Origin of the sequence: Pseudomonas sp. LAMO17WK12:I10 (genome assembly GCF_900215185.1) — a bacterium.
In the GTDB taxonomy this organism is placed as follows: domain Bacteria; phylum Pseudomonadota; class Gammaproteobacteria; order Pseudomonadales; family Pseudomonadaceae; genus Aquipseudomonas; species Aquipseudomonas chlororaphis.
In genome coordinates this window covers 90,148-113,925 of sequence record NZ_OBDX01000021.1, presented here as the reverse complement: position 1 = coordinate 113,925, position 23,778 = coordinate 90,148, and the positions used below count along the sequence as shown (strand labels likewise).

Annotated in this window: 35 protein-coding genes and 1 tRNA gene; 7 read left to right on the top strand and 29 right to left on the bottom strand. The window is 56.5% G+C overall.

Annotated features, from left to right (window positions below; genetic code table 11):
• Positions 1 to 4: 4 nt before the first annotated feature.
• The 29 genes from CRO75_RS21970 to CRO75_RS21840 form a co-directional block, all read right to left on the bottom strand.
• A complete protein-coding gene (locus CRO75_RS21970) occupies positions 5 to 565 on the bottom strand; it encodes a DUF6445 family protein (protein WP_158539502.1) in 561 nt (186 codons plus the stop codon).
• A gap of 74 nt (positions 566 to 639) precedes the next feature.
• Positions 640 to 975, bottom strand: coding sequence for a hypothetical protein (locus CRO75_RS21965; RefSeq protein ID WP_097138115.1), 336 nt, complete (start codon positions 973 to 975; stop codon positions 640 to 642).
• A gap of 9 nt (positions 976 to 984) precedes the next feature.
• Positions 985 to 2,547, bottom strand: coding sequence for a hypothetical protein (locus CRO75_RS21960; RefSeq protein WP_097138113.1), 1,563 nt, complete (start codon positions 2,545 to 2,547; stop codon positions 985 to 987).
• The gene (locus CRO75_RS21955; RefSeq protein WP_097138111.1) at positions 2,540 to 3,940 is read right to left on the bottom strand and encodes a packaged DNA stabilization protein; all 1,401 of its coding nucleotides are present in this window, start codon (positions 3,938 to 3,940) and stop codon (positions 2,540 to 2,542) included. The genes CRO75_RS21960 and CRO75_RS21955 overlap by 8 nt, the downstream gene beginning before the upstream one ends.
• Positions 3,941 to 3,942: 2 nt before the next feature.
• Positions 3,943 to 4,239, bottom strand: a complete 297-nt coding sequence (locus CRO75_RS32605; RefSeq protein ID WP_143503991.1) for a hypothetical protein — start codon at positions 4,237 to 4,239, stop codon at positions 3,943 to 3,945.
• A gap of 15 nt (positions 4,240 to 4,254) precedes the next feature.
• Entirely contained in the window at positions 4,255 to 4,725 is a 471-nt protein-coding gene (locus CRO75_RS21950) for a hypothetical protein (RefSeq protein WP_097138110.1), read from the bottom strand.
• Positions 4,726 to 4,734: 9 nt separating this feature from the next.
• On the bottom strand, positions 4,735 to 5,217 hold the full coding sequence (locus tag CRO75_RS21945; RefSeq protein ID WP_097138108.1) for a packaged DNA stabilization gp4 family protein: 483 nt from the start codon (positions 5,215 to 5,217) through the stop codon (positions 4,735 to 4,737).
• Between the two features lie 2 nt (positions 5,218 to 5,219).
• A complete protein-coding gene (locus CRO75_RS32600; protein WP_110402617.1) occupies positions 5,220 to 5,504 on the bottom strand; it encodes a hypothetical protein in 285 nt (94 codons plus the stop codon).
• A 70-nt stretch (positions 5,505 to 5,574) separates the two neighbouring features.
• The gene (locus tag CRO75_RS21940; RefSeq protein ID WP_092422612.1) at positions 5,575 to 6,171 is read right to left on the bottom strand and encodes a hypothetical protein; all 597 of its coding nucleotides are present in this window, start codon (positions 6,169 to 6,171) and stop codon (positions 5,575 to 5,577) included.
• Between the two features lie 61 nt (positions 6,172 to 6,232).
• Complete coding sequence (locus tag CRO75_RS21935; RefSeq protein ID WP_097138105.1) at positions 6,233 to 7,504, bottom strand: P22 phage major capsid protein family protein; 1,272 nt, start codon at positions 7,502 to 7,504, stop codon at positions 6,233 to 6,235.
• 166 nt (positions 7,505 to 7,670) lie between these two features.
• Positions 7,671 to 8,588 carry a hypothetical protein gene (locus CRO75_RS21930; protein WP_097138103.1) on the bottom strand — a complete coding sequence of 306 codons (918 nt, stop codon included), beginning with the start codon at positions 8,586 to 8,588 and terminating at the stop codon, positions 7,671 to 7,673.
• A 46-nt stretch (positions 8,589 to 8,634) separates the two neighbouring features.
• The gene (locus CRO75_RS21925) at positions 8,635 to 10,719 is read right to left on the bottom strand and encodes a portal protein (RefSeq protein ID WP_097138101.1); all 2,085 of its coding nucleotides are present in this window, start codon (positions 10,717 to 10,719) and stop codon (positions 8,635 to 8,637) included.
• 3 nt (positions 10,720 to 10,722) lie between these two features.
• Entirely contained in the window at positions 10,723 to 12,072 is a 1,350-nt protein-coding gene (locus tag CRO75_RS21920) for a terminase family protein (protein ID WP_110402618.1), read from the bottom strand.
• Positions 12,069 to 12,692, bottom strand: coding sequence for a terminase small subunit (locus CRO75_RS21915; protein ID WP_204856409.1), 624 nt, complete (start codon positions 12,690 to 12,692; stop codon positions 12,069 to 12,071). Before CRO75_RS21915 ends, CRO75_RS21920 begins: the two co-directional genes overlap by 4 nt.
• Before the next feature lie 3 nt (positions 12,693 to 12,695).
• A complete protein-coding gene (locus CRO75_RS21910; protein WP_097138097.1) occupies positions 12,696 to 12,875 on the bottom strand; it encodes a hypothetical protein in 180 nt (59 codons plus the stop codon).
• 2 nt (positions 12,876 to 12,877) lie between these two features.
• A complete protein-coding gene (locus CRO75_RS21905; protein ID WP_097138095.1) occupies positions 12,878 to 13,315 on the bottom strand; it encodes a lysis system i-spanin subunit Rz in 438 nt (145 codons plus the stop codon).
• On the bottom strand, positions 13,312 to 13,824 hold the full coding sequence (locus CRO75_RS21900; RefSeq protein WP_097138147.1) for a glycoside hydrolase family protein: 513 nt from the start codon (positions 13,822 to 13,824) through the stop codon (positions 13,312 to 13,314). Before CRO75_RS21900 ends, CRO75_RS21905 begins: the two co-directional genes overlap by 4 nt.
• Positions 13,821 to 14,084: a holin gene (locus CRO75_RS21895; RefSeq protein WP_097138093.1), complete on the bottom strand. Its 264-nt coding sequence runs from the start codon at positions 14,082 to 14,084 to the stop codon at positions 13,821 to 13,823. Before CRO75_RS21895 ends, CRO75_RS21900 begins: the two co-directional genes overlap by 4 nt.
• 197 nt (positions 14,085 to 14,281) lie before the next feature.
• Positions 14,282 to 14,455: a hypothetical protein gene (locus CRO75_RS33040; protein ID WP_177409777.1), complete on the bottom strand. Its 174-nt coding sequence runs from the start codon at positions 14,453 to 14,455 to the stop codon at positions 14,282 to 14,284.
• Positions 14,456 to 14,597: 142 nt separating this feature from the next.
• Positions 14,598 to 14,960 carry an antiterminator Q family protein gene (locus CRO75_RS21890; RefSeq protein ID WP_097138091.1) on the bottom strand — a complete coding sequence of 121 codons (363 nt, stop codon included), beginning with the start codon at positions 14,958 to 14,960 and terminating at the stop codon, positions 14,598 to 14,600.
• Positions 14,950 to 15,546, bottom strand: coding sequence for a recombination protein NinG (locus CRO75_RS21885; RefSeq protein ID WP_097138145.1), 597 nt, complete (start codon positions 15,544 to 15,546; stop codon positions 14,950 to 14,952). The genes CRO75_RS21890 and CRO75_RS21885 overlap by 11 nt, the downstream gene beginning before the upstream one ends.
• Before the next feature lie 2 nt (positions 15,547 to 15,548).
• Positions 15,549 to 16,019, bottom strand: a complete 471-nt coding sequence (locus tag CRO75_RS21880; RefSeq protein ID WP_097138090.1) for a hypothetical protein — start codon at positions 16,017 to 16,019, stop codon at positions 15,549 to 15,551.
• Positions 16,012 to 16,191, bottom strand: coding sequence for a hypothetical protein (locus CRO75_RS21875; protein ID WP_097138089.1), 180 nt, complete (start codon positions 16,189 to 16,191; stop codon positions 16,012 to 16,014). Before CRO75_RS21875 ends, CRO75_RS21880 begins: the two co-directional genes overlap by 8 nt.
• On the bottom strand, positions 16,188 to 16,634 hold the full coding sequence (locus CRO75_RS21870) for a hypothetical protein (protein ID WP_097138088.1): 447 nt from the start codon (positions 16,632 to 16,634) through the stop codon (positions 16,188 to 16,190). Before CRO75_RS21870 ends, CRO75_RS21875 begins: the two co-directional genes overlap by 4 nt.
• On the bottom strand, positions 16,631 to 16,942 hold the full coding sequence (locus tag CRO75_RS21865; protein WP_097138086.1) for a hypothetical protein: 312 nt from the start codon (positions 16,940 to 16,942) through the stop codon (positions 16,631 to 16,633). The genes CRO75_RS21870 and CRO75_RS21865 overlap by 4 nt, the downstream gene beginning before the upstream one ends.
• Positions 16,942 to 18,342, bottom strand: a complete 1,401-nt coding sequence (locus tag CRO75_RS21860) for a DnaB-like helicase C-terminal domain-containing protein (protein ID WP_097138084.1) — start codon at positions 18,340 to 18,342, stop codon at positions 16,942 to 16,944. Before CRO75_RS21860 ends, CRO75_RS21865 begins: the two co-directional genes overlap by 1 nt.
• Complete coding sequence (locus CRO75_RS21855) at positions 18,339 to 19,166, bottom strand: replication protein (protein ID WP_097138082.1); 828 nt, start codon at positions 19,164 to 19,166, stop codon at positions 18,339 to 18,341. Before CRO75_RS21855 ends, CRO75_RS21860 begins: the two co-directional genes overlap by 4 nt.
• 271 nt (positions 19,167 to 19,437) lie before the next feature.
• The gene (locus tag CRO75_RS21845; RefSeq protein WP_097138078.1) at positions 19,438 to 19,752 is read right to left on the bottom strand and encodes a CII family transcriptional regulator; all 315 of its coding nucleotides are present in this window, start codon (positions 19,750 to 19,752) and stop codon (positions 19,438 to 19,440) included.
• A gap of 2 nt (positions 19,753 to 19,754) precedes the next feature.
• The gene (locus CRO75_RS21840; RefSeq protein WP_097138076.1) at positions 19,755 to 19,994 is read right to left on the bottom strand and encodes a transcriptional regulator; all 240 of its coding nucleotides are present in this window, start codon (positions 19,992 to 19,994) and stop codon (positions 19,755 to 19,757) included.
• 115 nt (positions 19,995 to 20,109) lie between these two features.
• On the opposite strand from CRO75_RS21840, the gene CRO75_RS21835 reads away from it, so the two are divergent.
• The 7 genes from CRO75_RS21835 (at position 20,110) to CRO75_RS21800 (ending at position 23,763) form a co-directional block, all read left to right on the top strand.
• A complete protein-coding gene (locus CRO75_RS21835; protein WP_097138074.1) occupies positions 20,110 to 20,763 on the top strand; it encodes an XRE family transcriptional regulator in 654 nt (217 codons plus the stop codon).
• 568 nt (positions 20,764 to 21,331) lie between these two features.
• Complete coding sequence (locus CRO75_RS21830; RefSeq protein ID WP_097138072.1) at positions 21,332 to 21,586, top strand: hypothetical protein; 255 nt, start codon at positions 21,332 to 21,334, stop codon at positions 21,584 to 21,586.
• 748 nt (positions 21,587 to 22,334) lie between these two features.
• Positions 22,335 to 22,412 (top strand) — tRNA-Ile (locus tag CRO75_RS21820).
• A gap of 134 nt (positions 22,413 to 22,546) precedes the next feature.
• Complete coding sequence (locus tag CRO75_RS21815; RefSeq protein WP_097138069.1) at positions 22,547 to 22,801, top strand: hypothetical protein; 255 nt, start codon at positions 22,547 to 22,549, stop codon at positions 22,799 to 22,801.
• 21 nt (positions 22,802 to 22,822) lie between these two features.
• Positions 22,823 to 23,017 (top strand): hypothetical protein, encoded by a 195-nt coding sequence (locus tag CRO75_RS21810; protein WP_097138067.1) that lies wholly within the window; start codon positions 22,823 to 22,825, stop codon positions 23,015 to 23,017.
• A 111-nt stretch (positions 23,018 to 23,128) separates the two neighbouring features.
• Positions 23,129 to 23,548 (top strand): hypothetical protein, encoded by a 420-nt coding sequence (locus CRO75_RS21805; RefSeq protein ID WP_097138065.1) that lies wholly within the window; start codon positions 23,129 to 23,131, stop codon positions 23,546 to 23,548.
• A complete protein-coding gene (locus CRO75_RS21800) occupies positions 23,545 to 23,763 on the top strand; it encodes a hypothetical protein (protein WP_097138063.1) in 219 nt (72 codons plus the stop codon). The genes CRO75_RS21805 and CRO75_RS21800 overlap by 4 nt, the downstream gene beginning before the upstream one ends.
• The last annotated feature ends 15 nt before the right edge of the window (positions 23,764 to 23,778 follow it).

The window sequence follows — 23,778 nt, the reverse complement described above, 5'->3', positions numbered from 1 at the left end:
TGCCTCAGCTGAAAAAGCAGGTCAGAACGACCCGGGTGTTTTCTGGGGTGTCACCAAATCCGCCGACAGGTTCGGCTCGATGCAATCTCGCAGCATCGAATATCACGGCTCGGTTCGGGCGCATTTCGGCCATGTCGCGAACATCCCATGCGTCTGGGTCGTTTTGACTTGCCACAACCAATGAGACGAAAGTGGGATGACCAGGGTTGTAGCCAATGCCAGTGTCTTTATGGCTTAGGAAGCTTGTTCCACCCCAGCAATCTTCTTCGCGGTTGAGATACAGCATTAGGCTCTTGCGCCCCATGCTGAGATCGGAATGGACTTGGTGCGGGCAATGAACTCCAGCAGGAGAGCGACGCATGAACATGGTCGGATTCAGGGCTTCAGAACCGATGATATGCGAAAGTTTAGTCAGGATAGACTTTGCGATCTGGGGCGGTATATCGCGGCAAATGAGCGGATAAGTGACGCCATCAAAGTCATTTACAACATCTTTGAATTCAGCGCGGTCCGCATACTCGCGCAGCGCTTCGAACTCAGGAAGAAAATTATCAACAATCAGCATCACACTCTCCATTACTGGGGCTGTGAGCTGCTGGCCGCTCCGATTTCTCAGCTGCTTTGATTATAAATCAATGGCTATGTAATTTCTCTTCCAGATGCACTGATAGTCAGAGACGTAGCAGCGCTAGCAAGCGTGCTGATGTAGCCGCCCGAATCAAGAACCTGACCCACAAGCTCTGGACATGTATAAGCTTCGCCCGCTGCAATTCCTCTCATTTTCGTCACAAGGTTATGATTCCCAGGAGTGTCGCCAGAGGCAACAAGGTTACAACTGAAGCTGACCGTCACTGCGCTCGTATTGGTAACAGTGAATTTGTCGATCACTGCTTTAGCATTCAAGGCGGTGTATTGCGTCGTCTGGCTGTTTTCGGCCTGCTTCCTTGGGATTATATTTTTGACTATGACCGCCATATCAGTCCCTCAGGTTGAAGTGTTATAGATAGTATTGAATATAACGCGCTTGGTAGCCAGTGTGCTGCATGCCAAAGCAGCACCATTTGCCGCTGCACGAAACGCGATAGGGGTGGTAGCACCATTGCCCAAATCCATGTCCACAAACAATGCCGCGCCATAATCAGTGAAATTCACTGATCCACTACCAAAACTACTGCTTAGAGCGAATGGCACGCTCAATGTGGAGACAGAGCCCGACGCAGAAGCACCAAAGGTAACGTCGTACATCACATAGACCAATCGGCCTATCTTGGTGTACGTGCAAGAATTAACCGTAAGCGATCCACCATTCCACGTTGGAACAAATGCATCCTCCTCGTAATCATCAAGCGTGTTCTTGTCAGACGATGCGCTTTGTGTTGCCGGAAACGTTAATCCGGCCCCCGAGGCAGAAGGGGTAGCACTTCCAACACTCATGGTTGTAGTGGCTTTGGCGGTCGTGACATGAATAGGAATTACCCCGGTATTCAGCCATGCAGCGATCGCTGTCTTGATATTGGCCCACGTCCATTTCTTGAGTGAAAATGACGCCGCGCTGTCTATCAGCGGGAACTCATCCCCATCAACCGGGGTTGCTTTGCTAGACGCTGCATGCGTCTCAGCGGCGACTATTCCGCCGGCTGACTGAGATACGTTTTTCCAGTACCCAAGCCCAGAGTCATACTGAAGTATATTCTTGTTGGCTACAGCCGTGATCTCGACGTTTGAATCCGTGACGCCAAGCGCGCTTCCGCGCTCTATCAGCACCTGGAGCGACCCTGACGACCCAGGGCCCGCATTAATGACGACGGCAACCTGCGTCTTCTGATTCGGCGCAGAGGGCCTTACATTCGTCATCAGGCCACCACCAGTAGGCTTATACCAAAGGGCATCCCCGTCACTCCATGATTCCCCGGATGATGCGCCGGTCGTATTTATCCCGCGCACAATTCCTATTATGGTGACGCGCCCAAAAGCGTTATTGGCGATGTTTTCGGTAGCAATCCCAACTATGTCATTTGGATCTGTCATGCCCGCAGTTGTAGGGCCAAATGTCACAACCCCAGATGCGCCGACGGTACCGGTGATTCGTATTAGCTGACCGTCAGTAATGGCGGCCGATGCTTTCCCATAGATAAAGACTTCCTCGCCCACTTGCTGGGTAATATTGCCATTACCCATCCCAAGGTTCAGTGTCCCCGTCTGATTCCACCATAATCTGCCAACGGCATACTCGGGTTCCGGCGGAAGTGTATCAATATCGATATAGTCGGCTTTGAGGAAGTTGTTCGCCTGAGTCGCCGGGGCTGCTGCCAACATCTGCAGAGACTCTGCGATGCTCTGAAGCGCGCTATTGGCCTGGTCGGCTCGGGCTGAGCCGGACTGCGCCTCTGAGTATGCTTCTTGAATAAGGATTGTCAGCTCTTCGAGGTTGTCAGGGATTTCAACATTCAGCTGGAGAAGCATTTGCTCAAAAGCTCGTATCACCTGAGCGCTTGGTGCGAAAGCAGCAAGCTGATCCCTCGTGATTTTTATCTTCTGGCTAGGCATTTAGTGGCTCTATGGTGGCTTCTAGTCGCGCGATTGATATACGTGCATCACTCGTGCCTTTGAACCTTTGAATGCGCCAGTTGCGCATATGCCCTTGCTGAAACCAGACCATGCGCTTGGCTCTATCCCCAGCCTTGCCTGTTCGGATAAATTTCTCCTGACTCCAGTTCTCTCCATCGACAGAGTAAGAGGAGCTTACCGTTGGGTCCAAGCCGAAGGCAGAACGACCGACGAGGCAAACCAACTCAAGCTCGTGGAATATCGCGCCCCTGCTTTCGTTATAGACAATGGTTGTGCCGAACTCCCAGCGCACCAGATCACCATAATGAGAGGACAGCTCGGTCGTAAGATACCCAAGCATACTGCTCGTTGGATCGGCGCAGTTCCAACGGTCAAATACCCAAACCAGGTTCCTGGCGCGGTAGGTAGAAAATCCATCAACAGCACTGGTCAAATAGAACCATAGCGGCTGCTGCACCGCTGAAGACCCTGCTACGTCATAGACAAGGGTTCGGTCAGGAAGGTGTACAAGAAGGTGCTGGTGCCCCTTGTCGATTCTCGCCTCAAGAACACTCTGGGAAAGCTGGGCCTCAGAGTAATTGAGGAGAATCTGGTCCACTTCTCGAGTAGAAATCTTGGTCGCAACGCTATTTGCTCCCAGGTAAACCCCTGGCGCCTCGTTCTTCCCGCTGCCCAGGAAAGCCACAGCATCAACCAATATGCATGCGGCGTGGGTGCCAATGATCCCCTTCTGGATTTGCGCGCCCTCAATACGCTGGAACGGAAAGAGATCACCCCCGATATTGTCAAAGACCTCAATCGTGTACCGGTTCATTGCGTACACTTCGTTCTGTATCTTGAGCAACCCAATGACAGGATCAGGATCGGCCTCAGAACTTCCGTATTTCAATGGATCCACTGCGGCCGGGTCGTTCAACTCGGTGACCACGAGGGATATCCCGTCAGTAGTCATGAAGTACCCATCGACCCATACAACATCGATTACTGCGCCCAAGTCTGGGTCCGTGACCTGTGTTAGAGAGGTGCCGATCAGGTAGTAAAGTTTATTGTTGGAAGCGATCGCCAGGCGGTCAAAGGAATAATCAAACCTTACCTGGTTGGTGCCCCCGACATCGCCCAGGACTGTCACGGTCCCGGCTTTATCGATTGATACCAGCTTAGACCCCATCACTCGATAGTAGGCGCCCTTCCAATTGATGCCGCCCCGATCTATGCCAGGGCCTGATCCAGACTGGATGATCCCGTCAGCAGGGCGCAGGTATCCTTTCGATATCCCGTTTTCCTTCGGAACCGGGATCAGATTCACCGGGTACGAACTGCGGAAGTCCGCCTCTTCATCGGTATAGATCCCGTCAAGGATAGGGATTTGCATGGTTATATGCCGCCTTCGCCAGTCTGTACATGAAGAGTGGTACCGGCAGCGGAGATATGCGCCAGCGTGTCTTCGCCGTCGCCTTTGGTGATGATCACCGAGGAAAGTGGAAACACTGGAAGATCTGCTGTTGTCGCCGTTTGGGCGCCGGTCCCTACGCGTACATGACAGATGTTCGCCCCGCTGTTCACCAGTCGGACCGATTTCGCCACAGGATCGATTGAGATAGATGCCGATGCAGCAGCAGGGGTAGTAACTTGGTTCGCGCCACGATGCGGATTGAATGCACGATTAATCATTGTCTAATGCCTCAGTTAGCCGACGCGATACCAAGTGCCGGTAGGTAGATCGAATTTCAGGCGGAAGAATGCGTTAGCGGCCAAAGTAGTAGGCGCTCCCGTCACGGCCGTTGCACCATTGGCGCTGACCGTCAGGGCGGTAACGATCTGAGTGCAATTGACCAGAACTTCTTGCTTGTCGACGCAGGTGCTCGCCAGTGGGAGAACAAGCGTCCCGGCAGCGAAAGTGCCTGTCGGCGTCAAGATCAGATGAATATTCGACGCCGCAGTGGTGATCGAAACGCTAAAGCCTGTCGCTGATGGGGCGGCATATTGCGTGACGAACTCAGGGATTCCAGTGCTTGGGAAGTCAAGACTCCCCTGCATGTATGCGAGAAGCACCGACATTGCGGCGCCACGTGCATCACCTTGATTCTGGATGTAGATAGGGACGACATCGCCAGCATTTACCGTGTCGATCCGGGTGAGCTTGTTGATTGACGTCATGGCTTGGCCTCAGTCGAATTCGATAATGCTGTCAGGACCAGCAAGAAGCGGGTCGCAAGGCGGATTAAGGAAGGGGCTATCATTGTTGCGCCATGGCTTGTTCCCGGCGCCGGCTGGAAGAGTCCCCGGGAATTGCTTCTCGATCGGGGTCGACGCCAATGCCAGCAGCGTGTCATAGGCGGTTTTCGCGAAGAACTTAACATCAGGCGCTACCGTCTTGCCAAAGTCTGGAGCAATGCGGATCCCCAGGCCGTAATAGATCGCCTCGTTTGCTGCGTCAGGGACGCCCGTCTCTTCATCGATGTTGCTGTTCTGGGGGCTGCTGGGAGCTGGGTACCCGACGCGGATACCCTTTGCATTCCATGCGGCCATCATTGAGTCAAGACGTGTCAGCGCCATCTGAAGCTGTTGGGGCTCAAGATCAAAGACGTATCCGGCCATCCCGATAGCAGAGAATGCTTGCTCAATGTATTGCCGCTTAGTCCAGCCCATGATTACGACTCCTGGCCGATCGCGGCTTCGATCAATTCGGTTAGACGCCGATCAGATGTGCGCCCATCGAACTTAATCGCGAGCTCTGAAGCCTTCTCTTCCAGCTCGGAGCGCGACGGTTTGGAATGAATATCTTCTCCCGCCATGGCCTCAGGAAGAGTCATAAACCACCCAGCGGAGCGGAGACTCGACAGAGCTTCTTCATCTGCTGCGCCAATGTAGTCATACGTTCCTCCGATGCAATGGTGAGCACCTGGGCACCTGTAAACGATGGTTGGAAAGCTCACCGATATTCCTCCTGGGCAGCACTTGATTCTTTCATTCGGACAGGCCGGTGCACCGGCCCATCCATCCGGCTTAGGACAGCCGATAGGTTACGAAGGTATCCGCCGCAGTCTTGCGAGTACGGAAAAGCCCAGATGTCACGGTGACCACTGCTGCGACGCCCACCAGGGTATGTCCAGTAGCCGCAGTCACGGTGAAGGTATTGCCGCCGGTGTTGATGACAGACCAGTCAACGGAGTCGTTGATCGCCATCTCGGTAGCCGCGTCCATAACTGCGCCGGTCGGCACTGTGCCAGCCACGGCCGCCGCTGTGGTCGAAGTGACGATGCCACCGAGAATGGCGGCCGCGGTAATGGCGCCAGTCGCATTCAACGCAACGGGCGCGGCCTGGACTTGGCTCGCCAGACGAGACAGAACTGTAGGAGCGGTGCCTACCTCGTACTGGACCTCAGCAGCACTGGCCTCGATGGTGATACTGGCCGCAGTGGTAAACGGGCCGAACACAGTTTGCGTGTTGACCACAGTGCCTAGCAGGTCCTTGGCAGATGGGAAGTTGGGGAAGCCCACGTTTTGAAATACGTTGGCCTCGCCGACGGTGAATACCGCGACACTTTCGTTTGCCGGCACCGTGAAGGTCGCAGTGCCTTGGGTGTAGATGAGTTGCGACATGATCTGAATCCTCTGATTTTTTGGATAGAACGAAGGGGCCGAAGCCCCTTAATTCTTGCTGTTAGGTCTGGCTGAACAGCATCAGGCCGGCCATTTCTGGCTGGGCGCAGACCACGCCGAACAGAGTGTCGACACGATATTTGATCTTCATCGTGTTGATGTCGTACCACTTCTGCATCACCAGCTCGATACCCTGCTCGGTGGAAGCGCGCATAACCGCGGTACCGGCATCGCTTGGGACTGCATAGCGGCCCGGCAGGATCTCGAAGGCATCGCGGTGCCAGAAGGGGTTGGCATAGGCCGATACGGTGTTCAGGAACACAATCGCAGCGGTGGCCGATGGGGTCACGACAACGTTCTGGTACTGCGCCTCAGCGTCCGAGCCACCTTGGTTCGAGATGATCGGAGGGCTGATAGTCATGGTGGTGGCAGAGTCAACCGAAATGACCCGGAAGGTCTTCAGCTGGCCGGTGTCGCCCTTGGTGATGTGCTGCACAGCATTCACGCCGGCGATCGTGAACGCGTCACCGGCGGCCACGTTGGTGGTGCTGGAGATGGTCACGGTTTGATAGCGGTTGTCGACGTTGCTGGTCTCGCCGGTAGCTGCAACCGAAGTAGCCTTCGGCACCCACCAGTTGTTGGCGCCCACCAGGGTGCTGATGGTCAGGCCACCGCCACCTGCCGCAGCAGGAAGACGGTTCGCGTAATCCAGCTTGTAGGTATCGAAGCTCGCAACCTCGCCTACGAATGCCTTTTCGTATGCGGTATCGGACTTGCGGTTGCCGAACGAACGCGAAGCGGTAGACAGGTTGCTGGCCATGCCGTTGTAGTCGCGGGTCGATAGAGCCAGGTAGCGGTCAAAGCCGGAAATGCCCTGCTCGTTCATGATCGCTTCGGCCTGGGCCACATCATCGAAGCCGGAGGCTGCGGTGGTGCGCTTCACAACCAGAGTGCCTTGCAGGGCAGCAACGTTCATTACAGCCACGTTGATGTCACTGGCGAGCTTCTGGTAGGCCGCCTTGCCGAGACGCCCTTCTTGCAGTGCATCACGCAGCTGCTTGGCATCCATCTGCCATGGGGACGACTTGCTGAAGCCGATGCGTGCCGGCACGGAAAGCTGGGTGCTGTCGCCGAAGTTGGCGGTTTGGTCCATGCCATCGAACGATTGAGCGATGTATGGCATTGGGCGCCAGATGACGTCGTTGGTCCGCTCCATCATTGTCATGTCGTTGTTGAACGTGGAAACGTTCCGGGACAGAACCAATGCATCCTCGAAGCCTTCGAGCATATCCTCGAACGCTACGCGCTCTTCCTTTGAAAATGAGTTACTCATGTTGGAACCCTTTATGAATGAGAAATTACCGGGCAAATGCCCCGCTTTAACTCATCCACTTAAAGGGCTGGATGGCGGCCTTTCGTGCAGCTCTGCCTAGTTATTGGCTGGCGAAACCATTTGTATTACCTGTACAAGTATACAGCGCTATTGACTAATCACATAGTCAGCTGTTACGCGCCTTTTCTCGTTGCTGACGACGATAGGCATTCACCTTCGTCATGTCTCCAGTCTTCTCCGCCTCGGCCCTTAGGCGTTCCAGCGTTGAATCGACAGATCCTGATACTTTCCCGGTCCCGGTCACGGTCTTCTCGGGTGGCGGTGCTGGCTTGCGGCTTTGAACTTTCAATTGCGTCTCCAGCTTCGCGATGGCGAAGGCGAATTTCACATGGTCGTTGATGGCTGCAAGCTCTGCGGCCTTCTTCGGGTTCTTGCCCAGGGCGTAGACAACAAGCGCCGGGTTTTCTGCGCCCTGAATGATGATCCCTTGCTGGGTGACGTTCAGCGAGTTACGCACCTGATCCTCGGCGTCATCGAAGTCTTTAACCTTTAGGCCTGATTTGGCAGTGGAATATTCACCAAGGCGCTGCTGCCACTCCTCCTGCTGCTTCTGCTCCTGCTTGCGGGCGTTATCCTGCGCTTGATCGATTTCGCGCTTGCGCTCGTGCCATTCGGTCAGGCGCGTTTCAAACTTCTCGGCGTCATAATCGATGTCAGGATCATCCATGGAAGGCTTCTTGCCAAGCTCAGGGACTTTTGTTGCTGGATCGTCCTTCTTTACCTGCGCTTCAAGCTCGCGGATTCGCTTCTGCGCTTCTCGGTGGGACTTGCGCAGGTCCTTAACCCAAGCCGGCGCTGCCTGATCATCCTGCTCTTCTGGCGACTTCTCATCGCCGATGGTTACAACAACTTCTCCGCCATCATCCTTGGACTCTTCTTCCTGCTCTTCCTGCTCCTCAGGCTCTTCTTCTTGTTCTTGTTCTTCTTGTTCTTCTTCCGCAACGGTGACGCCGAGGTCGCTCCCTTCGCCATCCGTTTCGCTCATCAGGAAATGGCCAAGTCTGCAATGTACAAATTGATTCATGTCTCTCTCCATTTGCTCGGGCATTCAATGGCAGCCCGGATGCCGGTTAAAGCGCTGGGGGCGCTGGGGGATTTGCGTCAGTGGCAATCACTGTTACATCAGGCGCAGGGGGCAGGCCCTGCTGGAATCTTTCGATTACCTCAAGTGCCTGCTGCTGCTCAATCTGGTCAGTCTCGGTGATGGTCTTGATGGTTTCGGCCTTGGATTTGTCAGCGTCGGCCAAGGTCTTGATGGTGGTGGCGCGCGCCTTGACCGCGTTGGCCTCAGCCTCTTGCGCTGCTGCCTGCAAGTAGATGGTGTTGGCGTCTGGCTTGGCGTTGGCCTGGGCTTCGGCAAGCTCCTTGGCCTCTTCTTCGGTCGGCTCAACAACGCCCATGCTGACCAGCTTCTTGCGGAAGAAGCCGCGAACGTCCTCGATGCCTTCGCCCTCCATATTCATCATGACCATGGCGCTCAGAACCTGAAGCGTCTCCGGGTCGGTGGTGATGGTCATCATCCCTGTCAGCGCGCGGACAGTGGCGGAGCGCTTACTGCTCGAGGATGGGCCTACATCGACCGCCACGTCGAAGCTGGCGTTGGACAGGTCGTTCTCTATTTCGAAGCCTTGGGCGCCGGTAACTGGTCGCAGGATCTCAACAGACCCAGTCGTGCCGTCATAGGAGACGGTCTTCATCTTGCGACCTTCCTCCACCAATACATCCTTGGCCATGCTCAGCCAGATTTCACCAGAGCGCTTGACGGCCTTAGCCATGTTGCTCATGTAGATGAAGGTCTGCATGTCCAGGCGGTTCTGGATCAGCTCAACTGCCTTGCCAGACATGTTTGGCTGGAGCTGTTCACCGGCCTGCTGGTTCCCGAGAAGGTCCTGCATGTCCGTCTCGGTGATCTGCAGTAATGCAGCCATCGCCGCGGGGATCTCAGGCGCTTTGGTGTACCCAATAGGGCCTGAGGCTGCTTGCTGCCCCGCCGTATCCGTGATCGGATTCACAAGCAAATATGGGAAGTTCTTGATGTTGTCATCAGCCCACATCACCTGATGGCCGGCCATCTGTTCCGGTGTGAATATCGGCTTCTCGATCGAACTCAAAGCACTGATTTCACCAAGCTTGCTTAGCTGCATATTTTTCAGCCGCTGCGCATCCTTGGCCAGGCGCACATGCCCCATGCAGCGCTCGACGTTATCGACAAACCAGCGCTTGCCATACATGGGAACGATAGGGATGCACTTGCCTGGGAGATAGCCGCAGTCCTCAAGCACCTTTCCGCCCGACATGATGTACTTGCGGATCTTCTTGCATTTGATCTTCTTCTGGCGAATCTCTCTGCTGCCTATAGCAATCAGGCGCTCGCGAAGGTCTTCGTCATCCTTGAAGTCAGAGTCCTTGTAAGCCTTCTCTTCGCCATCAAGATCGCGCCAGATGTAGGCCGTCTCTTTCAGCAGCTCAACGACATAGTATTCAGCAACGAACACCACATCAGGGGTGCACCAATCGAACTCAGACTGATGCACGATCTTTGGCCAGGATGCCGGGTCGTCGCCCCACTCTTCCTTGTATGCGCCAGGGGACATAGCTGTAAGCACATAGCAGCGCTTGGCATCCGACTTGTCCTGGCGTTTGGCATTCAGGTCGAAGAACACCGAGCTATCAGCGTCAAAGATTGGCTCAATGCGGATGCGCTGACGCTCGTCCTCGGGATCCTCGTCGTCTTCGTATTCGCAACGCAGACGCCATGCACCAAATCCGCCACCGACGGCCTCCTCAAAGGCATTGTCATATGCCTCTTCGGCGCAGCTGTCCTGCTCATCTGCCCGGTACAGGCCATCACAGGTATCAGCCAACTTATCGTCATCAGCGCCGTCCTTGCTGATGAAGTCAACCGTGATTCGGTTGTTCCGGTATTCGTTGATGATCCTGATGACAGAAAGGTGGACCTTGTTCACTTCGAACTTTGGTTTGTTCTCGAACTGGTCATTGAGCGGGCCCTCCCACTGAGCGCCGGCAATCGAGTAGAAACGACGGTCCTGTAGGCACTGGCGGCGCTCATCGCGGAGCGCCGACTGGATATTGTCGAACTCAGCAAGCGCTTCCGCGTGGACGCCACGCAGCCTTTCTTCTTTGGATAGCGACATTGCCTATTTCCTGTTGAAGTGATTCATGGTCGCGATAGGTGTGACCGAAACTTCTTTCTTGAAGAGGATCGGCCATTCAACATCGACGCAGTAGCCGATAGCGGTGGTGATGTGCTGGTATTGGTTCGTCTGGTCTTCCTGGAAGGTCGATCCCTTCTGAAGCTGAACCGTTGACAAACCCTTGTCGCAATACTTGGCGGTCGTTGGATTGACATAGAGGCTGATCACCCCATCAGCCGTGGCAATCTTGGCCCGGACAGCGTTTTGCCTGTCCTTGATCGCTGGGTGCGCGGCCTTCACCTTGCGCTGGAAGGTCCAGCCATTGGCGCGTAATATGGCCTCGATGTCGGTGTAGTCAGATGCGTGGCCGTGCTTCTCACCAGCCTGCCCCGCCGGATCGCCGTAGATGATCACGTTCTTGTTCTGGTGGTTCTTGAACTTGTCCACGAACTCGATGGCGGATTGTTTCGATACGGCACTGATCAGCACGATCTCATCCAGCAGGTACAAGTCCTTCCCGCCGTTGCGGCGAACGCCAATGGCCGATGACAGTGGGGTGAAGTTCTGGTCGTGCATCCACATCAACTGCTCGTGCGGCTCGATGGTCGCAGTGGTGTGGTTGGCTTTGCTGTAGTCCTCATAGATCCGCCCGGATGCCGTCTCGAACGAGGCCTCAAACTCTTGCTTGAACTGCTTGGCGGACATTGCGCGCTTCATGTCTTCAATGACATCAGGCGGCAGAATCTCTGCTGACTTCCAGTGGAAGACCTCGAAGTTCGGGTCTTGCCCTGTCTCTGCCTGCATGCACAGGTCGTAGTAGTGGTTCAGGCCATCAGGAACACCGAGAAGCCAGCACCAGGCTCGATAGTCCGGCATCGTTGGGTTCACGGTGTTCAATGCTGGGAGGATGTTCGCTTCCCATGCATCTGGCTTGATGTCGGCAAACTCATCAATGCCGCCGCCAGTCCAGGGAACACCCTCGATGCGCTGCGGTTTGTCGAGCCCGATAACGTTAATCTCGCTTCCGTTGTCCAGGTAGATGATCAAGTCCGACTCAGAAGGCCGTCGGCTATGCATGCAAGACAGCGAGAAGGCTTTGAGGTCATCCCAAAATATCTTCTTGGCTTGTGCGTGAGTCGGGGCCGCGGCGAAGTACATGCCCGCATAAGCAGTGGCTTGCTTCACCAAGAACCGCTTGAATCGCTCGGTCTTGCCGCTACGTCGACCGGCCGGGACCAATGGAAAACGAACGCCTCGAGGAACGGCTGATACCAGGGCCAGCTGAACAGGATGGTCTTTCAGTGGATACCAGCGTGCCAGCTGGCGATCGAGCATCAGGTTGCCGGTGTTCATGACGGCAACTTGGCAATCAGATCAGCCAGCAGCTGGGCGTTCGAATTGCCGCCGCCCTTCTCGATCAGCTTTATCTCTGCCTTGCGCTTCTCGATCTCTAGTCGCTTTATCTCTGCGTCGAGTTCAGCATTGCCTGGCGCAGTGAACATGCCAAGGTGACGGCCGATGTCGACCAAAGCGCCCTTCTTGTCATGCAGCTTAACCTTCAGCCCTTCCTTGCCTTGGGAGACCTCAGCAATGGCTCCGGCGGTCTCGTCGTCGATCTCGGCGGAGTCGATCAATGCTAGGCCGTGGTACGGCACCATGTCTTCTGCACACTCTTCCTCACCGTCGACCATTCGAACCATCGTCTCGCCCCAGCGAACGACCTTGCGGATGTCGCTGAATCCGATCTTGGCGAGTTCGCGCAGGACCATATCCTGGGTGATTCCCACTCTGTCGGCCCGCGCATCCATCCTTTTTGCGGTAGCGGCTTGTATGTCAACATTTGACAACAGTCGATTTCCAGCTTGCCGGGCAGTCCTGGGGCTGAAGCCAGCGCGGATCGCTGCCTGAGTGGCATTCAGGTCGATCAGGTACTCATCAACAAAGCGTCGCTGCTTTGCTGTCAACGTCCCCACGTATTACTCCGCTTCAGCTGCGGGCGCTTCTACAACGCTGAATGCGATGTTGCGCAGTGGGTAGACGGCGATATCACTGCCATCAGCAGCAAGGAAATGTGCGCAGCCATCTTCTCGGCGATCAATGCTATCGGCCTCCAAATAGTGAGAGCCTTCATTGGTTTCGATCTTGTAAGTCTGCATATTCAGCTCTTCTTCAGGCAAGCCTTAACGATGTAGTTCTGAAGCTCTGCAACCTGAGCCATTACCTTGTCGTTGGCTTCTCGGAGGTCGGCATAATCTTGTCGAGCATCAGGTTCAAGTTCGGGGGCGGCTGCATGAGAGCTGCCGGGGGACTTGGTATCTGGCAATTGGGGGCAGGCGGCACGGACGTACACGCGCTTAACGCCAGTGCGCACATCAGCAACAAGCTGAGCCTTTTTGGTCTCGGCATTGTTCAGAGCCTCTTGGTATTGGGCATCGATGGAGTCACGAACAGCGAGAGAGTGTTCGTATGCCTGCTCTTGGATCTCCAGCTCACCTACACGCTTCGACGCGGTGCTCAAGCTGGTACTGACATGATCGAGGCGCCATAGCGCCAAAATCAGCGCCATGGCAAGACCTGCGATCAGGTAGCGAGTCATGACTGCGCCGCCATGCACTTAGCGTGGCGCTCAAGCTGTCGAGCCCACACGCCCCAGCACCGCTTGTTGCCCGGGGTTGAGCAGTCGAAGCCGGCGGCGAACTTGTACTTGAGCAGGTCGTTGCAGGCCTGGACGTAGTTGCTGGCCAGCAGGTCGCGGCGCATCGAGGACGGCTGCCAGTTGCCCATGCCGTACTGGCCGACGAAGTCCATGTACAGGTCGAACTCGTCCTGGTGCAGCTTCACGCCCGGCAGGCTGGCGGCGAACTGCTTCTCGGCCTGGCTGTTCAGGTTGCGGGCCAGGATCTCGGCGCGCTGTGGGGTGATGGTGTCGGTCATCTTGACCGCGGTGCCGTCCTCCCACCGAGTCGATCCATGGCCCAGGGTCGGTACGTCGCCCTTGGTGGGGATCACGGCGACCGGTGTGAACCCCTCGCTAGCCTTCCAGGCACCGAAGCCGGCCATGCTCAAGGTCAGCATGCCAACTGCGATGCGCTGGCGGGTGCTCACGGCCGGCACTGCTCGCGCAAAGCCTTGATGCGTTCGGCGCTCTCGGCAGACTCGCGGCGGTCGCGGCGCATCTGGAAATAGGTGTTGATCGCAGTGCTGACCAGTAGGCCAACCACTGCTACAACCACGCCAGCGATGCCGATCCAGTTAACCTGGGATAGCCATCCAACAGCGCCAGTTACCGCTCCAACCGCCATACCTTTGTTGGCCACTGAAACACCCACCACCTCTACGATGCTCTCAGGCGTCGGGTTGGCCATGCTTGGACTCCTACTTGAGGCTGCCATGGTGGGCCTCCAGAAACGAAAAAGCCCCGCACGAAGGCGAGGCTCAAGGGTGAAATTGATGGGCACAAAAAAGCCCGATTCAATGGTCGGGCTTGTCTGGAGCGGTAAAACCGCAATATGGCGTCAATGTGCCAGTTCCGTGTTAACACGTCAAGAAAATTGACCAATTATCAGCCTGGGATCCTCAGCTCACCAGTCGCCTTGATATCTTCCAGAACGTAGCTGGCGTGCTCGGCATCTACCGCATAGAAGTAGGCGGAGTATGTGCCATCAGGAGTCTTGTACTCGACAGAGAAAAGCTTCCACCAGACTCCTGCCACTTTTACACGCTTTGCTAGGTTCATGCAGTAAGCCTCCCGGGCCAGCGCCCCTCCTTGAGGTTTCGCTCATTGACAAACCTGCAGGCCTGATACCAGTCTCGTTCGGCAAGCTGTCCGCACTGGATGGTGCAGACCCAATAACCCAGGGAAAGCTTGATGTGAGGCTTCATGCTGCTGCCCTCATATCCAAGCACGCCTGAACGTAGTTATTGCCCGCTATCAATAACTCGCGCACCTTGAGCCGCGGGAAGCCGAGCAAAGTGCCAACCTGCTGCATTGTCCTGTCAGTGCAGTAGTAGACCCGCAAGCAGTCAGCAGTCTGCGGGTAGCGCCTCCAGAGCGATGCAACCGCACGATCCACAGCCATAGCTTCATCGTCCGTTATCGCCGCCGGCAGCGTGGCAGTAGGCTGCTCTACATTGTCTCGCATGATGGCGTAGATCTGCGACACACCGTAGCCAGGCACACCAGCGCCCTGCCATACCCAGCGCCCCCACTGCGTCAGAAGCTCCTCAGCGTCATAGAACATGATGCATCCCCCCCTGGTGCGTAGCCTTCAGTTCTCTTGTCTTGGCCCGGTATTCGGCCTTGATGGCCTTCAATTCTTCGATGGTGTACTTGCGGGCCTTATGAGGCCCTTCGAGCCAATCCACTTTTTCGGCACCGATCCGCTTCACCAGCTCCAACCGGTAATTTACGATGTCGCCAGACTTGTGGTTGTTGCACGGCGCACACTGGCGCCACACATTCAGCGGCTCGAAGCGCAGCTCGGGATTACCACCAACTGTGCGGTAATGCCCGGCGTGCCACTGGCCGTTGTGGTGACGGCCGCAGCTCACACAAGGCAGTCCGATATCCCGCTCACGAATCCAAGCGTTGAATGCGGCTTGGGCCTCTTTCATGTGCTGGGCCCGCGTCTTGATCTTCACCTTTGAGGCGCGCAGCTCCTTGCGGCCGATCTCGGCGAGCGCCTTACGCGCCTTCGGCTCATTCCTGGGCGCGTCGGCCAATGCGCATGCAGGGCTGCAAACCGCCTGCCCCATCCGCGTCGGGACGAATGAGGCCCTGCACGTTGGGACGCGGCATTTCTTCGGCTTGGGCGGCTCCCGCTCAATCGTCATGCGGCCTCCTGGCTCAGCAGGTCACTGAACACCACGCCATGGCCGGTGAAGTACGCAGCCATGCGATCGGTGTACTGGATGCCCTGGGCGCGATTGAACAGACTGGTAACCGGGAAGCCATCCGGGCCAAACAACTTGCAGCCGCCCATCATGCTCAGCTTCGTCTCGTAGGGAAGATGGCGCATGACCCGGTACCACTCGGCCTGAAACCCGGCATCCTCGTTCAGCAGGATCTGGACGCCGAAGTGCAGCTTGCAGTACCGGCGCGCGTCGCCTGCATCGCCGATCTGGGTCATCTCGGAAATGCGCTTGTACATGGCGAACCATAGGGCGTTCTGGTCCAGCGTGCGGTCCTTCCCCGGGCGCAGGGAGACGACCACGAACTTCTTCTCCCGGTACATGGTTGTCAGGCAAGTGATGGCCTCGGAGAGCTTGGCCTGGCAGTTGACGCTGATCTTGTCAGTCATGCTTGGCCACCTTCTTCCAGAGCATCACCAGCGGATAAAACACTGGAAAAGTCAGGGGGAGCGAAAGAACCAACAGGTGACTGGAGAACTCAACGCCGCATTCAGCCGCGGCGTTAAGGTTCGACCAGAACCCAGTAAAAGACCGCTTGTACAGCTTCCAGAACTCCTTCATGGCTGCTCTCCCTTGCCCAGGGCTGCGTCGATGATCGAATCCAGCTCGGGCTTAGCAGAGCCCCACTCGCTGACTGGGTATTGCTCAGCGTCGATCTCTACGCGGCCACGGATCGGCGTAGGCCCGGCGGCGTAGAAGTTGAGGTCGCAAGCATTCGCGCAAATCCACTGATACCGCTCGGCGTCCTTGCGCAGCGCCTCGTTCTCGGCCTTGAGCTCAGCATTCACCTGGTTCTGCGCTTCGAAGCCAGTGCGCAGGCCGCACAGTTCGGCCTTGAGCTGGTCGCGTTCGCTGAGTGCTGTCTTGGTCCCCATGCGTCGACCTTCGTCGTAACCTGCTTGCCAATCGGTAATTCCTTTGCTGAAGGTGACTCCTTGCCCGGGTTTCCATTCGGTGAGCGCGCGCAAAGCGTCATATGCCTCGGTATATGGATATCGGCTCATGTCTTCACCTTCAGGCCCTGGGCCTCGATAGCCTTCACGCAGGAATCACGCATCCGGACCGCGGCGTAATGGGCGTCCATATGACTATCGTCGATGGCGAACTCAGGCTCTTCTGGCTCGACGGGCATTGGTGGCAGCTCCACCACCACATCCTCGCGGGAGGCCTGCCAGGTCGTCCAGGCAAGAGCAACGCGCTCGAACCAGTAGCCGCCATTTTGTGAGCGTTTCAGAGGGCACCCATGGCCGATATCCACAAAGTGGCCGGCTGCCCATGCTTCGAACTGCTCGCGCATCTTGTTGGTGTCCATCAGAAGCCACCTGTTGGGTTAAATGAGTTGAGAAGGGACTTGGAATTTCGCCGTTGATGTGGAACGGCGGCTTCTTGCTGCTGTTCACGCTGGCCGGCGTAATTCACGAAACGGGCGAACTCACCCTGGTGTTGAAGCAGGCAGTGACCTACAGATGCATGGCGGTGCTTGACTACGTCGATTTCGGTTACGCCACTGCGGCCGAGGTCGCTATCAGCATCGCGGTGGGCGATCATGATGATGTCCGCGTCCTGCTCAATCTCGCCGGAGTCGCGAAGGTCGGACATTTGTGGCTTCTTGGTTGAACGGGTTTCGATGCTCCGATTGAGCTGGGCCAGGACGATGATCGGGACGTTCAGCTCTTTGGCCATAGCCTTGATACCCCGACTGATGGCGCCCAACTCGAGGTTGCGGTTTTGCTGGCGAGAGCCGGCCTCGGGAGCGATCAGGCCGATGTAGTCGATTACGATCAGGTCAAGGGGCTTGGCGCGGTGCTGGAAGCGGGCGATGTTGCGGATACGGCTTAATGGCAGCGCGCCTTTTTGGCAAATGCGCAAGTCGGCATCACGCATACGCCCTACGGCGCAAGTAATCCGGCTGATCATCTCCTGGTTGCCCATTGCCTGGCCGGAGTCGATGTTGCCCAGGCTAACTGCAGATGAGGATGCCAGGCTGCGCTTGGAAAGCTCCTTGGCTGACATTTCCAGCGAGAACACCAGCGCCGATTTACCGTTGCGAATGGTCAGGTTCTCGGCAATGCCCAGCCCCAAAGTCGTTTTGCCCGCACCAGGGCGGCCGGCCAAGACAATCACATGCGAACCGCGGAGCCCTTGCACGAGTTCATCGAGGTCGGTTAGCCCAGTTGGCAGCCCGTTGATTCCGACACCGTTGAATCGGTCGTCCATTTCGTCGACAACTGGGCCAAGCGCTTGATCGAGGGACATGACGTCGGGCTCATCATCCTCACTGTTCAGCGCCAAAACGGCCTCTTGAGCGTCTGCGATGATCCCTTGCAGCGGGCGGGCATGGCTGGCCATGTCGATGATGGATTGCCCGATGGCGGCGATCTTGCGCGCCTTGGAGCGCTCAACAACGATGCGCGCATACTCAAGGCAGTTTGCGGCACTTGGCACTCCGCGCCAGATCTCGGAGGCGCGAATCATGGTCAGTTCGCCACTGGAAAGCTCGTGGCGCATGTCTGCGATTGATACAGGGTCAGCTGGACGCCCAGCAGATCTTGCGGCAAGGATCAGCGTGTAAATCTCGGCGACGTCCTGGTCGTAGAAATCGCCCGGGCTGACCATGGCGCCGATGGCCTCGATCAGTTCAGGCTTGATGAAAAGCGCACCAACAACGCCGAATTCGGCCTCCATCGCAACCAGTGGGCGATCAGTGATCATAGGGCCTCCAACACTTTAAGGACCTTGTCCTGGCGGGTCAGAAACTCGATGTCAGCGGTCCAGCCACGGTCGTTATCGCCAGTCCAGTGCTTGTTGGTCAGGCAGTCGGTGAAATACGCAGTCCAGAACTCACCCTTGCGGAAGGGGTGGACACCGTTGATTTCGAGGTTCCAGCAGCCCTTGATCAGGGTTTTGCGCTTGGCCGAGAGTTTCAGGCACTTGGGCAGGATCTCGCCGCAAACCGCGTTGTAGATTTCCTGGATCTTGCTGTACGGGATGCGGTCGGCTTTGGCTGGTGCTGGTTGAACAGGTTCTTGGGTGCCCTGCTGTTCCGGCTCAGATTCCAAATCATCGTCGGTCGAAGCGGCAGCGACGACAACCAATCCGTTAGGATTGGTATTTGTATTTATGTCTTTTATGTGTGTAATTTTCGACACAGTGGAAGATGTGTTTTCTACACAGTGTGTAGATTTCAACACGGTGGATTTAGGGTCTATTTTCCATTCGTTTGCAGGTAGGAAAGTGATCGGATCGCGGCTACCGCCATCACGGAAAAGAACCCGCTGACGAATCAGGGAGTTGATCGCCCGGGATACGTTTGCACGCTCCGACACGGCCTTCTCCTCGTCCTCGTACATCATCTTGGAGATGTAAAGGGCCGCCACCTTCACGGCCTCCTTGTTGAAGCCGGCAGTGAGCTTGTGGATAGCCAGGGCGACCCGCAGCTCACGCCCAGACAGGTCCGCCCTAATCAGGGCCTTGTACAGGTCGTTGTCCATCCGGGTAAATCCCCCGGTGTTGCGTAGTGGGATGACATTGCTCATACTTATTCCGTCCTGAAGTGCATATCACTCGACCCGGGTGCAACCGGCCGAGACAACGAAGCCCGCAAATGACTCACACAGTCTTTGCGGGCTTTTCTTTTGGCTACGTCGCTGTAGAGGTCGCGGACCAATGCCGCCGCCTGCATTGCTTCCTGCATATGGAATTCTTTGGTTCCCGCCAACACCGGACCTGACTCGCCCAGGGTCAACAAAACCCGGTCGATGACCTTGTTCACGCTTTCCGCTGAGTGCGCCGGTCTGATAGTCATAGTCAGTCCCACCCCAGAGGCCCGGGACGCTTGTGCTCGGCCTGCAGCCCGAGCTCGGCCAGAGTTCGCAGCGCGTCGATGTACTTGGCGGGATGACATTGAGCCTCGGAAGGGACTACCTGCAGGTCCATAACCACCAGGGCCTTGCAGAAGCGCTCAATGAGTCCTTCCTTCTTCCAGTTCGAAATGGCGGATTCGCTCAAGTCCACTGAAGTTGCGACGTTCTTCTGTCCGACCGACGAAAGTCGGGTCAAGAACAGAGCTTCGAACTCGCGTGCTCTTGAGTCCTGGTCGGGGCTTAATTGGCTAGTCGACATGATCAAGCCGCCGCGGTGGAGTCGCCGATGAAGCGCTCCGGATAGAGGATGTGGATTTCAGTGATTTCTCCATCGAATACACGACTCAAGCTCTCGGCCAGCGACGCAGAAGAGCACTGGGTGCCGCGCTCAATGCGCGAGAGATTGCCGGTATCGATAGCGACGCCGATCTGAGCAAGACGCTGCGCCACATCGGCGAGCGTCCATTTCTTAACGGTCCGTGCACGTTTTAAAGGAGTCATGGCGATGCCCTGAGTTGTTTTCAGGGATCATTCTGCGATTAGCGCAGATTTAATGCAAACAAATTCTGCGCTTACCGCTTTGCGCGCAACGCAGCAACATCGGAAAATTGAACCCATGGATATTGGACAGATCATCAGATCGGCACGCAAAGCCAAGAAGCTTTCGCTTGAAGAACTCGCGCACCAGGTAGACTCCGACTCTGGGAATCTTTCGCGCCTGGAACGTGGCCTGCAGGGCACAACCCCCGAAAAGCTCAAACAAATAATGAACGTCCTGGGCATTAAGCTGGCCTCGCAAGGCGAACTCAGCGCGCACTTGGACACGGGAATGTCGAATGTTCAGATGGGCCTGCAGCCGAGCCGGGCCCCTAAGGGATATCCATTGATCAGTTGGGTAGCTGCCGGAGAGTTCATTGAGTCGCCTGATAATTTCCAGCCAGGCGATGCAGAGGTGTGGATTCCTTCAACAGAGAATGCCGGCCCCCATGGCTTCTGGCTGGACGTCAAAGGCCATTCGATGACTTGCGCGGGCAACCCCAGTTTTCCTGAAGGGTCTCGCATCCTTGTGCGCCCTGAGGCTGAGCTGATCAGCGGCAAGTATTACGTGGTAAAGCTGCTCGACAGTGGCGACCAGACCTTCAAGCAGTACATCGAAGACGCTGGCCACCGCTACCTGCGCCCCCTGAATCCTGAGTATCGGACCATTGAAATCGACGGCAACTGCCACTTCATTGGCCGCGTCATCGACACGAAAATGACCAACCTGTAACGGTTTCTTCCCGCCCTCCAAACGAGCCCGCCATGCGCGGGCTTTTTTTCGTTCTCATTTTTTATAAATCTGCGCTTGACGCAGAAATAATTCTGCGCATAATGCAATCCATGTTCTGCGATTAGCGCAGATTTGAAGTCCGGCGAAAGCCACCGCTCTTTAGCTCCACCGCACCACCCTGCCGGATCGACACCGGCCCAGTTTCAAGGTAGCGAGCCGAACGCCTTCAAGTTCGGTACAGGGGATGCCTCACCCCGTGGCCAGCAGCGTAGATGGCCCTAGATCAAAGAGTGCTGACGGATGGGATGCCATTGCATGGACTACATCGCGGTCAGTGAAAACATTCGATTCAAGCCGGTGACGGCCGCCAGTAGCGGGTCACGGCGAAACACCAAGCCAGCTTGAGGTGATAGCTGGGCACCGGTGGGCCTCTGAGGAGCGCTACCCACAGAAAACCGTAGGCAATATCGGGAAGCGGGTTAAGGCGTAGCCCCGCATGTAGCACGGAAAGCATCACTGAAGCCCGTTCACTGAGCGGGCTTTTGGATGACGACCAGGAGACAACGACATGCCCAAGTACATCCTCAACTACATCCGGCTTTGCAGTGAATGCAGCTTTGACCTGAGCACGCTCAGCAACATGCGCCTCATGGTGATCCCGGAACTGCAAAGTCGCGCTGCGGAGATTCGTCGCGTGGCAGCGATGGTGCCAGAAGGATGTCCAGAGCTGGAACAGGATGCCGAATTGCTGGAATCAGCAGTTCGGGCCGGCCTGCAACGTTGCAACCCTCAGCCAGGCCAGCAAGACCTGTTCGCAGCATGACGGACCTTTTCACTTCTGCCACTGCATCGGTGGCAGCGGGAAAACAACCGGGAGGAAGTCGAAGTGATGAGGTTAAGCGGATGTGATATTGACGAGCGGGACCTTATACGGAGCGCTATTCGTAACCTTCAGGGACCGAGCAAATACCGCTCTAAGTACGGGCAGTTCCGCTGGGCGCTGGTACGTGATGCCTTTGGCGTGGGCTCAGGCGTTGCCAGCGCGCTTTGCCATGAGTTCGGCTTCGACCCTGAGGAAATGATCCGATCGTAAATCGCCACGACAGCCTGTCGTTAACTGCCCGATCATCTCTATGAGAGCGCATCGGGGTGTGATCTGACTCACCATGACCGCGATAAGACGCGAAGCGAGCTGTCCAGTGATGGAAGTAGGGGCGCAACCCTGAAATGGCAGGTGCTGAAAAATCTAGGGCCTTGAGTAAGCCCGCAGATCACACCCCGATGCGGAAGAAACTGCGGCCTATAACCGCCCACCTGCATCACCAACCCAATCGGAGACCACCATGCTCCAGATCATCCTGATCGGCGCAGCGCTGAGTCATGTGCGGCCAGAACCGCCTATCTCTACCGGCCTGCCAACCGATCCACCAGCTGTATTCGGGAAAAGCCTCGACTGACATTCGGGGTCGCCGCGTTCTGGCGCTGAACGATCCCGCCAAAAAACCCTGACTCTGAGATGACTGCATCGCAGAGCTACACCGAAAGCCCCGACGTCCAACGGGGCTTTCTTTGGGTCTCCAGCATATTTGGTACATGCGCCCGCCTCATAAGCGGAGGACAGACCGGTTCGAATCCGGCGAGACCCACCACCCGCCTCTACCCGTCAGCACTCTCCCCCGCGCCCATCGGCAACCAGCGGGATGCATGAGTGTTGACGAATACAGGTGAACCAACCAACGAGGTATCAGCGATGTGCAATTGCAGACAGAACACAGAGCGCCACTTGCTCGAGGCGCTACCAGCCCAACTGCCGGAAGGCCACAAGAACCTGAGTGCACGCCTGACTGGTTATGCGCTGATGTTCAGTGATGGCGCCATGCAGTCCCGGCAGGTCATGCCGATTGAAGTCACGTATCAGGCCCCGACCAAGGCTGGCGTGATGAAGGACAAGAAGCAGTCGATGAGCATGCAGGCCAACTACTGCATGTTCTGCGGCGAGAAGTACGACAAGGACGAGCCGGAAGCATCGGCCGCATAACCCCAAACACTGGAGGTCGCCATGGCTGCCACAGCCGAATACGCGTGCCTGCGCTGCAAACAGCCTTTCATTGCCCGCACCGCCGACCGGAAGCGCGGCTGGGCTCGCTACTGCTCGAAATCCTGCAAAGCCAGCAAGCAGGAAAAACGCACCGGCCAATATGCCGCCTTCATTTCGCGTGATGGAAACGACTGTCGCGGGTTATCAGCGGAGTAACGCCGCGCCAAGGCTTGGGATGACCAGATGAATGAAGACTGGGGACACCCATTCGCAGCTGGATTCGAAGGCCATGGCCAGAACTGAATAACCGCCACCCTGGAGGCGACCATGAGCGCACTACGCGAATCACAGTTTGAGTATGACGAACGCCTGCCGCCTCCAGTGAGCGAGACAGCGGTAGAGATTGCAGGTAGGGATTGGATCGACAACGCAGTCGAGACGCTGGTTGATCGGCGCAGCGACGTGAAGTTCAAGCGCCGGCTCCATGCTGCTCAGGGGGTGACGTTCAAGCAATTCGCCGCCGAGGTCGAGCAGTTCGCAGTCAACAGCGCAAGCAAAAGCCCATGCGCCATTGGCGAAATGGTAATCGCTGGGCTGTTGGGAGACCGCTTCCTAGCCCGCGACGGCGCCGAGGATCTGATGGCGGTAGCTGATCCCAAAGAACAGCTCCGCGCGATCGCCGAAGGCCTACTCCGGCCCTTGGTCAATGATGCCCTGGTAGCCCAGGCAGAGGATAACGAACTGTGAACGACGTCAAAGCCTCATCAGGGATCGAATACGAGATCTCGAAGATCAGCCGCACTCACAACCCCGCTCAAGACCGAACTTTCGTTATGGGCATGATCGAGTTGGCCGAGTTCGCAGAGCTGATCGATACCCCAACCGCCAACCGTTACCGCGATGCTCTGGATGCCAAGTTCATTGAGCGCAACCAAGAGCTTAAGAGGACCGCAGGTCATTGATGACACATCGATAAC

What these genes read in the sequence shown, in the direction of transcription:
- CRO75_RS21970 (WP_158539502.1), bottom strand. Translation starts at nt 565, where the DNA reads ATGCTGATTGTTGATAATTTTCTTCCTGAGTTCGAAGCGCTGCGCGAG.
- CRO75_RS21965 (WP_097138115.1), bottom strand. Translation starts at nt 975, where the DNA reads ATGGCGGTCATAGTCAAAAATATAATCCCAAGGAAGCAGGCCGAAAAC.
- CRO75_RS21960 (WP_097138113.1), bottom strand. Translation starts at nt 2,547, where the DNA reads ATGCCTAGCCAGAAGATAAAAATCACGAGGGATCAGCTTGCTGCTTTC.
- CRO75_RS21955 (WP_097138111.1), bottom strand. Translation starts at nt 3,940, where the DNA reads ATGCAAATCCCTATCCTTGACGGGATCTATACCGATGAAGAGGCGGAC.
- CRO75_RS32605 (WP_143503991.1), bottom strand. Translation starts at nt 4,239, where the DNA reads ATGATTAATCGTGCATTCAATCCGCATCGTGGCGCGAACCAAGTTACT.
- CRO75_RS21950 (WP_097138110.1), bottom strand. Translation starts at nt 4,725, where the DNA reads ATGACGTCAATCAACAAGCTCACCCGGATCGACACGGTAAATGCTGGC.
- CRO75_RS21945 (WP_097138108.1), bottom strand. Translation starts at nt 5,217, where the DNA reads ATGGGCTGGACTAAGCGGCAATACATTGAGCAAGCATTCTCTGCTATC.
- CRO75_RS21940 (WP_092422612.1), bottom strand. Translation starts at nt 6,171, where the DNA reads ATGTCGCAACTCATCTACACCCAAGGCACTGCGACCTTCACGGTGCCG.
- CRO75_RS21935 (WP_097138105.1), bottom strand. Translation starts at nt 7,504, where the DNA reads ATGAGTAACTCATTTTCAAAGGAAGAGCGCGTAGCGTTCGAGGATATG.
- CRO75_RS21930 (WP_097138103.1), bottom strand. Translation starts at nt 8,588, where the DNA reads ATGAATCAATTTGTACATTGCAGACTTGGCCATTTCCTGATGAGCGAA.
- CRO75_RS21925 (WP_097138101.1), bottom strand. Translation starts at nt 10,719, where the DNA reads ATGTCGCTATCCAAAGAAGAAAGGCTGCGTGGCGTCCACGCGGAAGCG.
- CRO75_RS21920 (WP_110402618.1), bottom strand. Translation starts at nt 12,072, where the DNA reads ATGAACACCGGCAACCTGATGCTCGATCGCCAGCTGGCACGCTGGTAT.
- CRO75_RS21910 (WP_097138097.1), bottom strand. Translation starts at nt 12,875, where the DNA reads ATGCAGACTTACAAGATCGAAACCAATGAAGGCTCTCACTATTTGGAG.
- CRO75_RS21905 (WP_097138095.1), bottom strand. Translation starts at nt 13,315, where the DNA reads ATGACTCGCTACCTGATCGCAGGTCTTGCCATGGCGCTGATTTTGGCG.
- CRO75_RS21895 (WP_097138093.1), bottom strand. Translation starts at nt 14,084, where the DNA reads ATGGCCAACCCGACGCCTGAGAGCATCGTAGAGGTGGTGGGTGTTTCA.
- CRO75_RS33040 (WP_177409777.1), bottom strand. Translation starts at nt 14,455, where the DNA reads ATGAACCTAGCAAAGCGTGTAAAAGTGGCAGGAGTCTGGTGGAAGCTT.
- CRO75_RS21890 (WP_097138091.1), bottom strand. Translation starts at nt 14,960, where the DNA reads ATGTTCTATGACGCTGAGGAGCTTCTGACGCAGTGGGGGCGCTGGGTA.
- CRO75_RS21880 (WP_097138090.1), bottom strand. Translation starts at nt 16,019, where the DNA reads ATGACTGACAAGATCAGCGTCAACTGCCAGGCCAAGCTCTCCGAGGCC.
- CRO75_RS21875 (WP_097138089.1), bottom strand. Translation starts at nt 16,191, where the DNA reads ATGAAGGAGTTCTGGAAGCTGTACAAGCGGTCTTTTACTGGGTTCTGG.
- CRO75_RS21870 (WP_097138088.1), bottom strand. Translation starts at nt 16,634, where the DNA reads ATGAGCCGATATCCATATACCGAGGCATATGACGCTTTGCGCGCGCTC.
- CRO75_RS21865 (WP_097138086.1), bottom strand. Translation starts at nt 16,942, where the DNA reads ATGGACACCAACAAGATGCGCGAGCAGTTCGAAGCATGGGCAGCCGGC.
- CRO75_RS21860 (WP_097138084.1), bottom strand. Translation starts at nt 18,342, where the DNA reads ATGATCACTGATCGCCCACTGGTTGCGATGGAGGCCGAATTCGGCGTT.
- CRO75_RS21855 (WP_097138082.1), bottom strand. Translation starts at nt 19,166, where the DNA reads ATGAGCAATGTCATCCCACTACGCAACACCGGGGGATTTACCCGGATG.
- CRO75_RS21845 (WP_097138078.1), bottom strand. Translation starts at nt 19,752, where the DNA reads ATGTCGACTAGCCAATTAAGCCCCGACCAGGACTCAAGAGCACGCGAG.
- CRO75_RS21840 (WP_097138076.1), bottom strand. Translation starts at nt 19,994, where the DNA reads ATGACTCCTTTAAAACGTGCACGGACCGTTAAGAAATGGACGCTCGCC.
- CRO75_RS21835 (WP_097138074.1), top strand. Translation starts at nt 20,110, where the DNA reads ATGGATATTGGACAGATCATCAGATCGGCACGCAAAGCCAAGAAGCTT.
- CRO75_RS21830 (WP_097138072.1), top strand. Translation starts at nt 21,332, where the DNA reads ATGCCCAAGTACATCCTCAACTACATCCGGCTTTGCAGTGAATGCAGC.
- CRO75_RS21810 (WP_097138067.1), top strand. Translation starts at nt 22,823, where the DNA reads ATGGCTGCCACAGCCGAATACGCGTGCCTGCGCTGCAAACAGCCTTTC.
- CRO75_RS21805 (WP_097138065.1), top strand. Translation starts at nt 23,129, where the DNA reads ATGAGCGCACTACGCGAATCACAGTTTGAGTATGACGAACGCCTGCCG.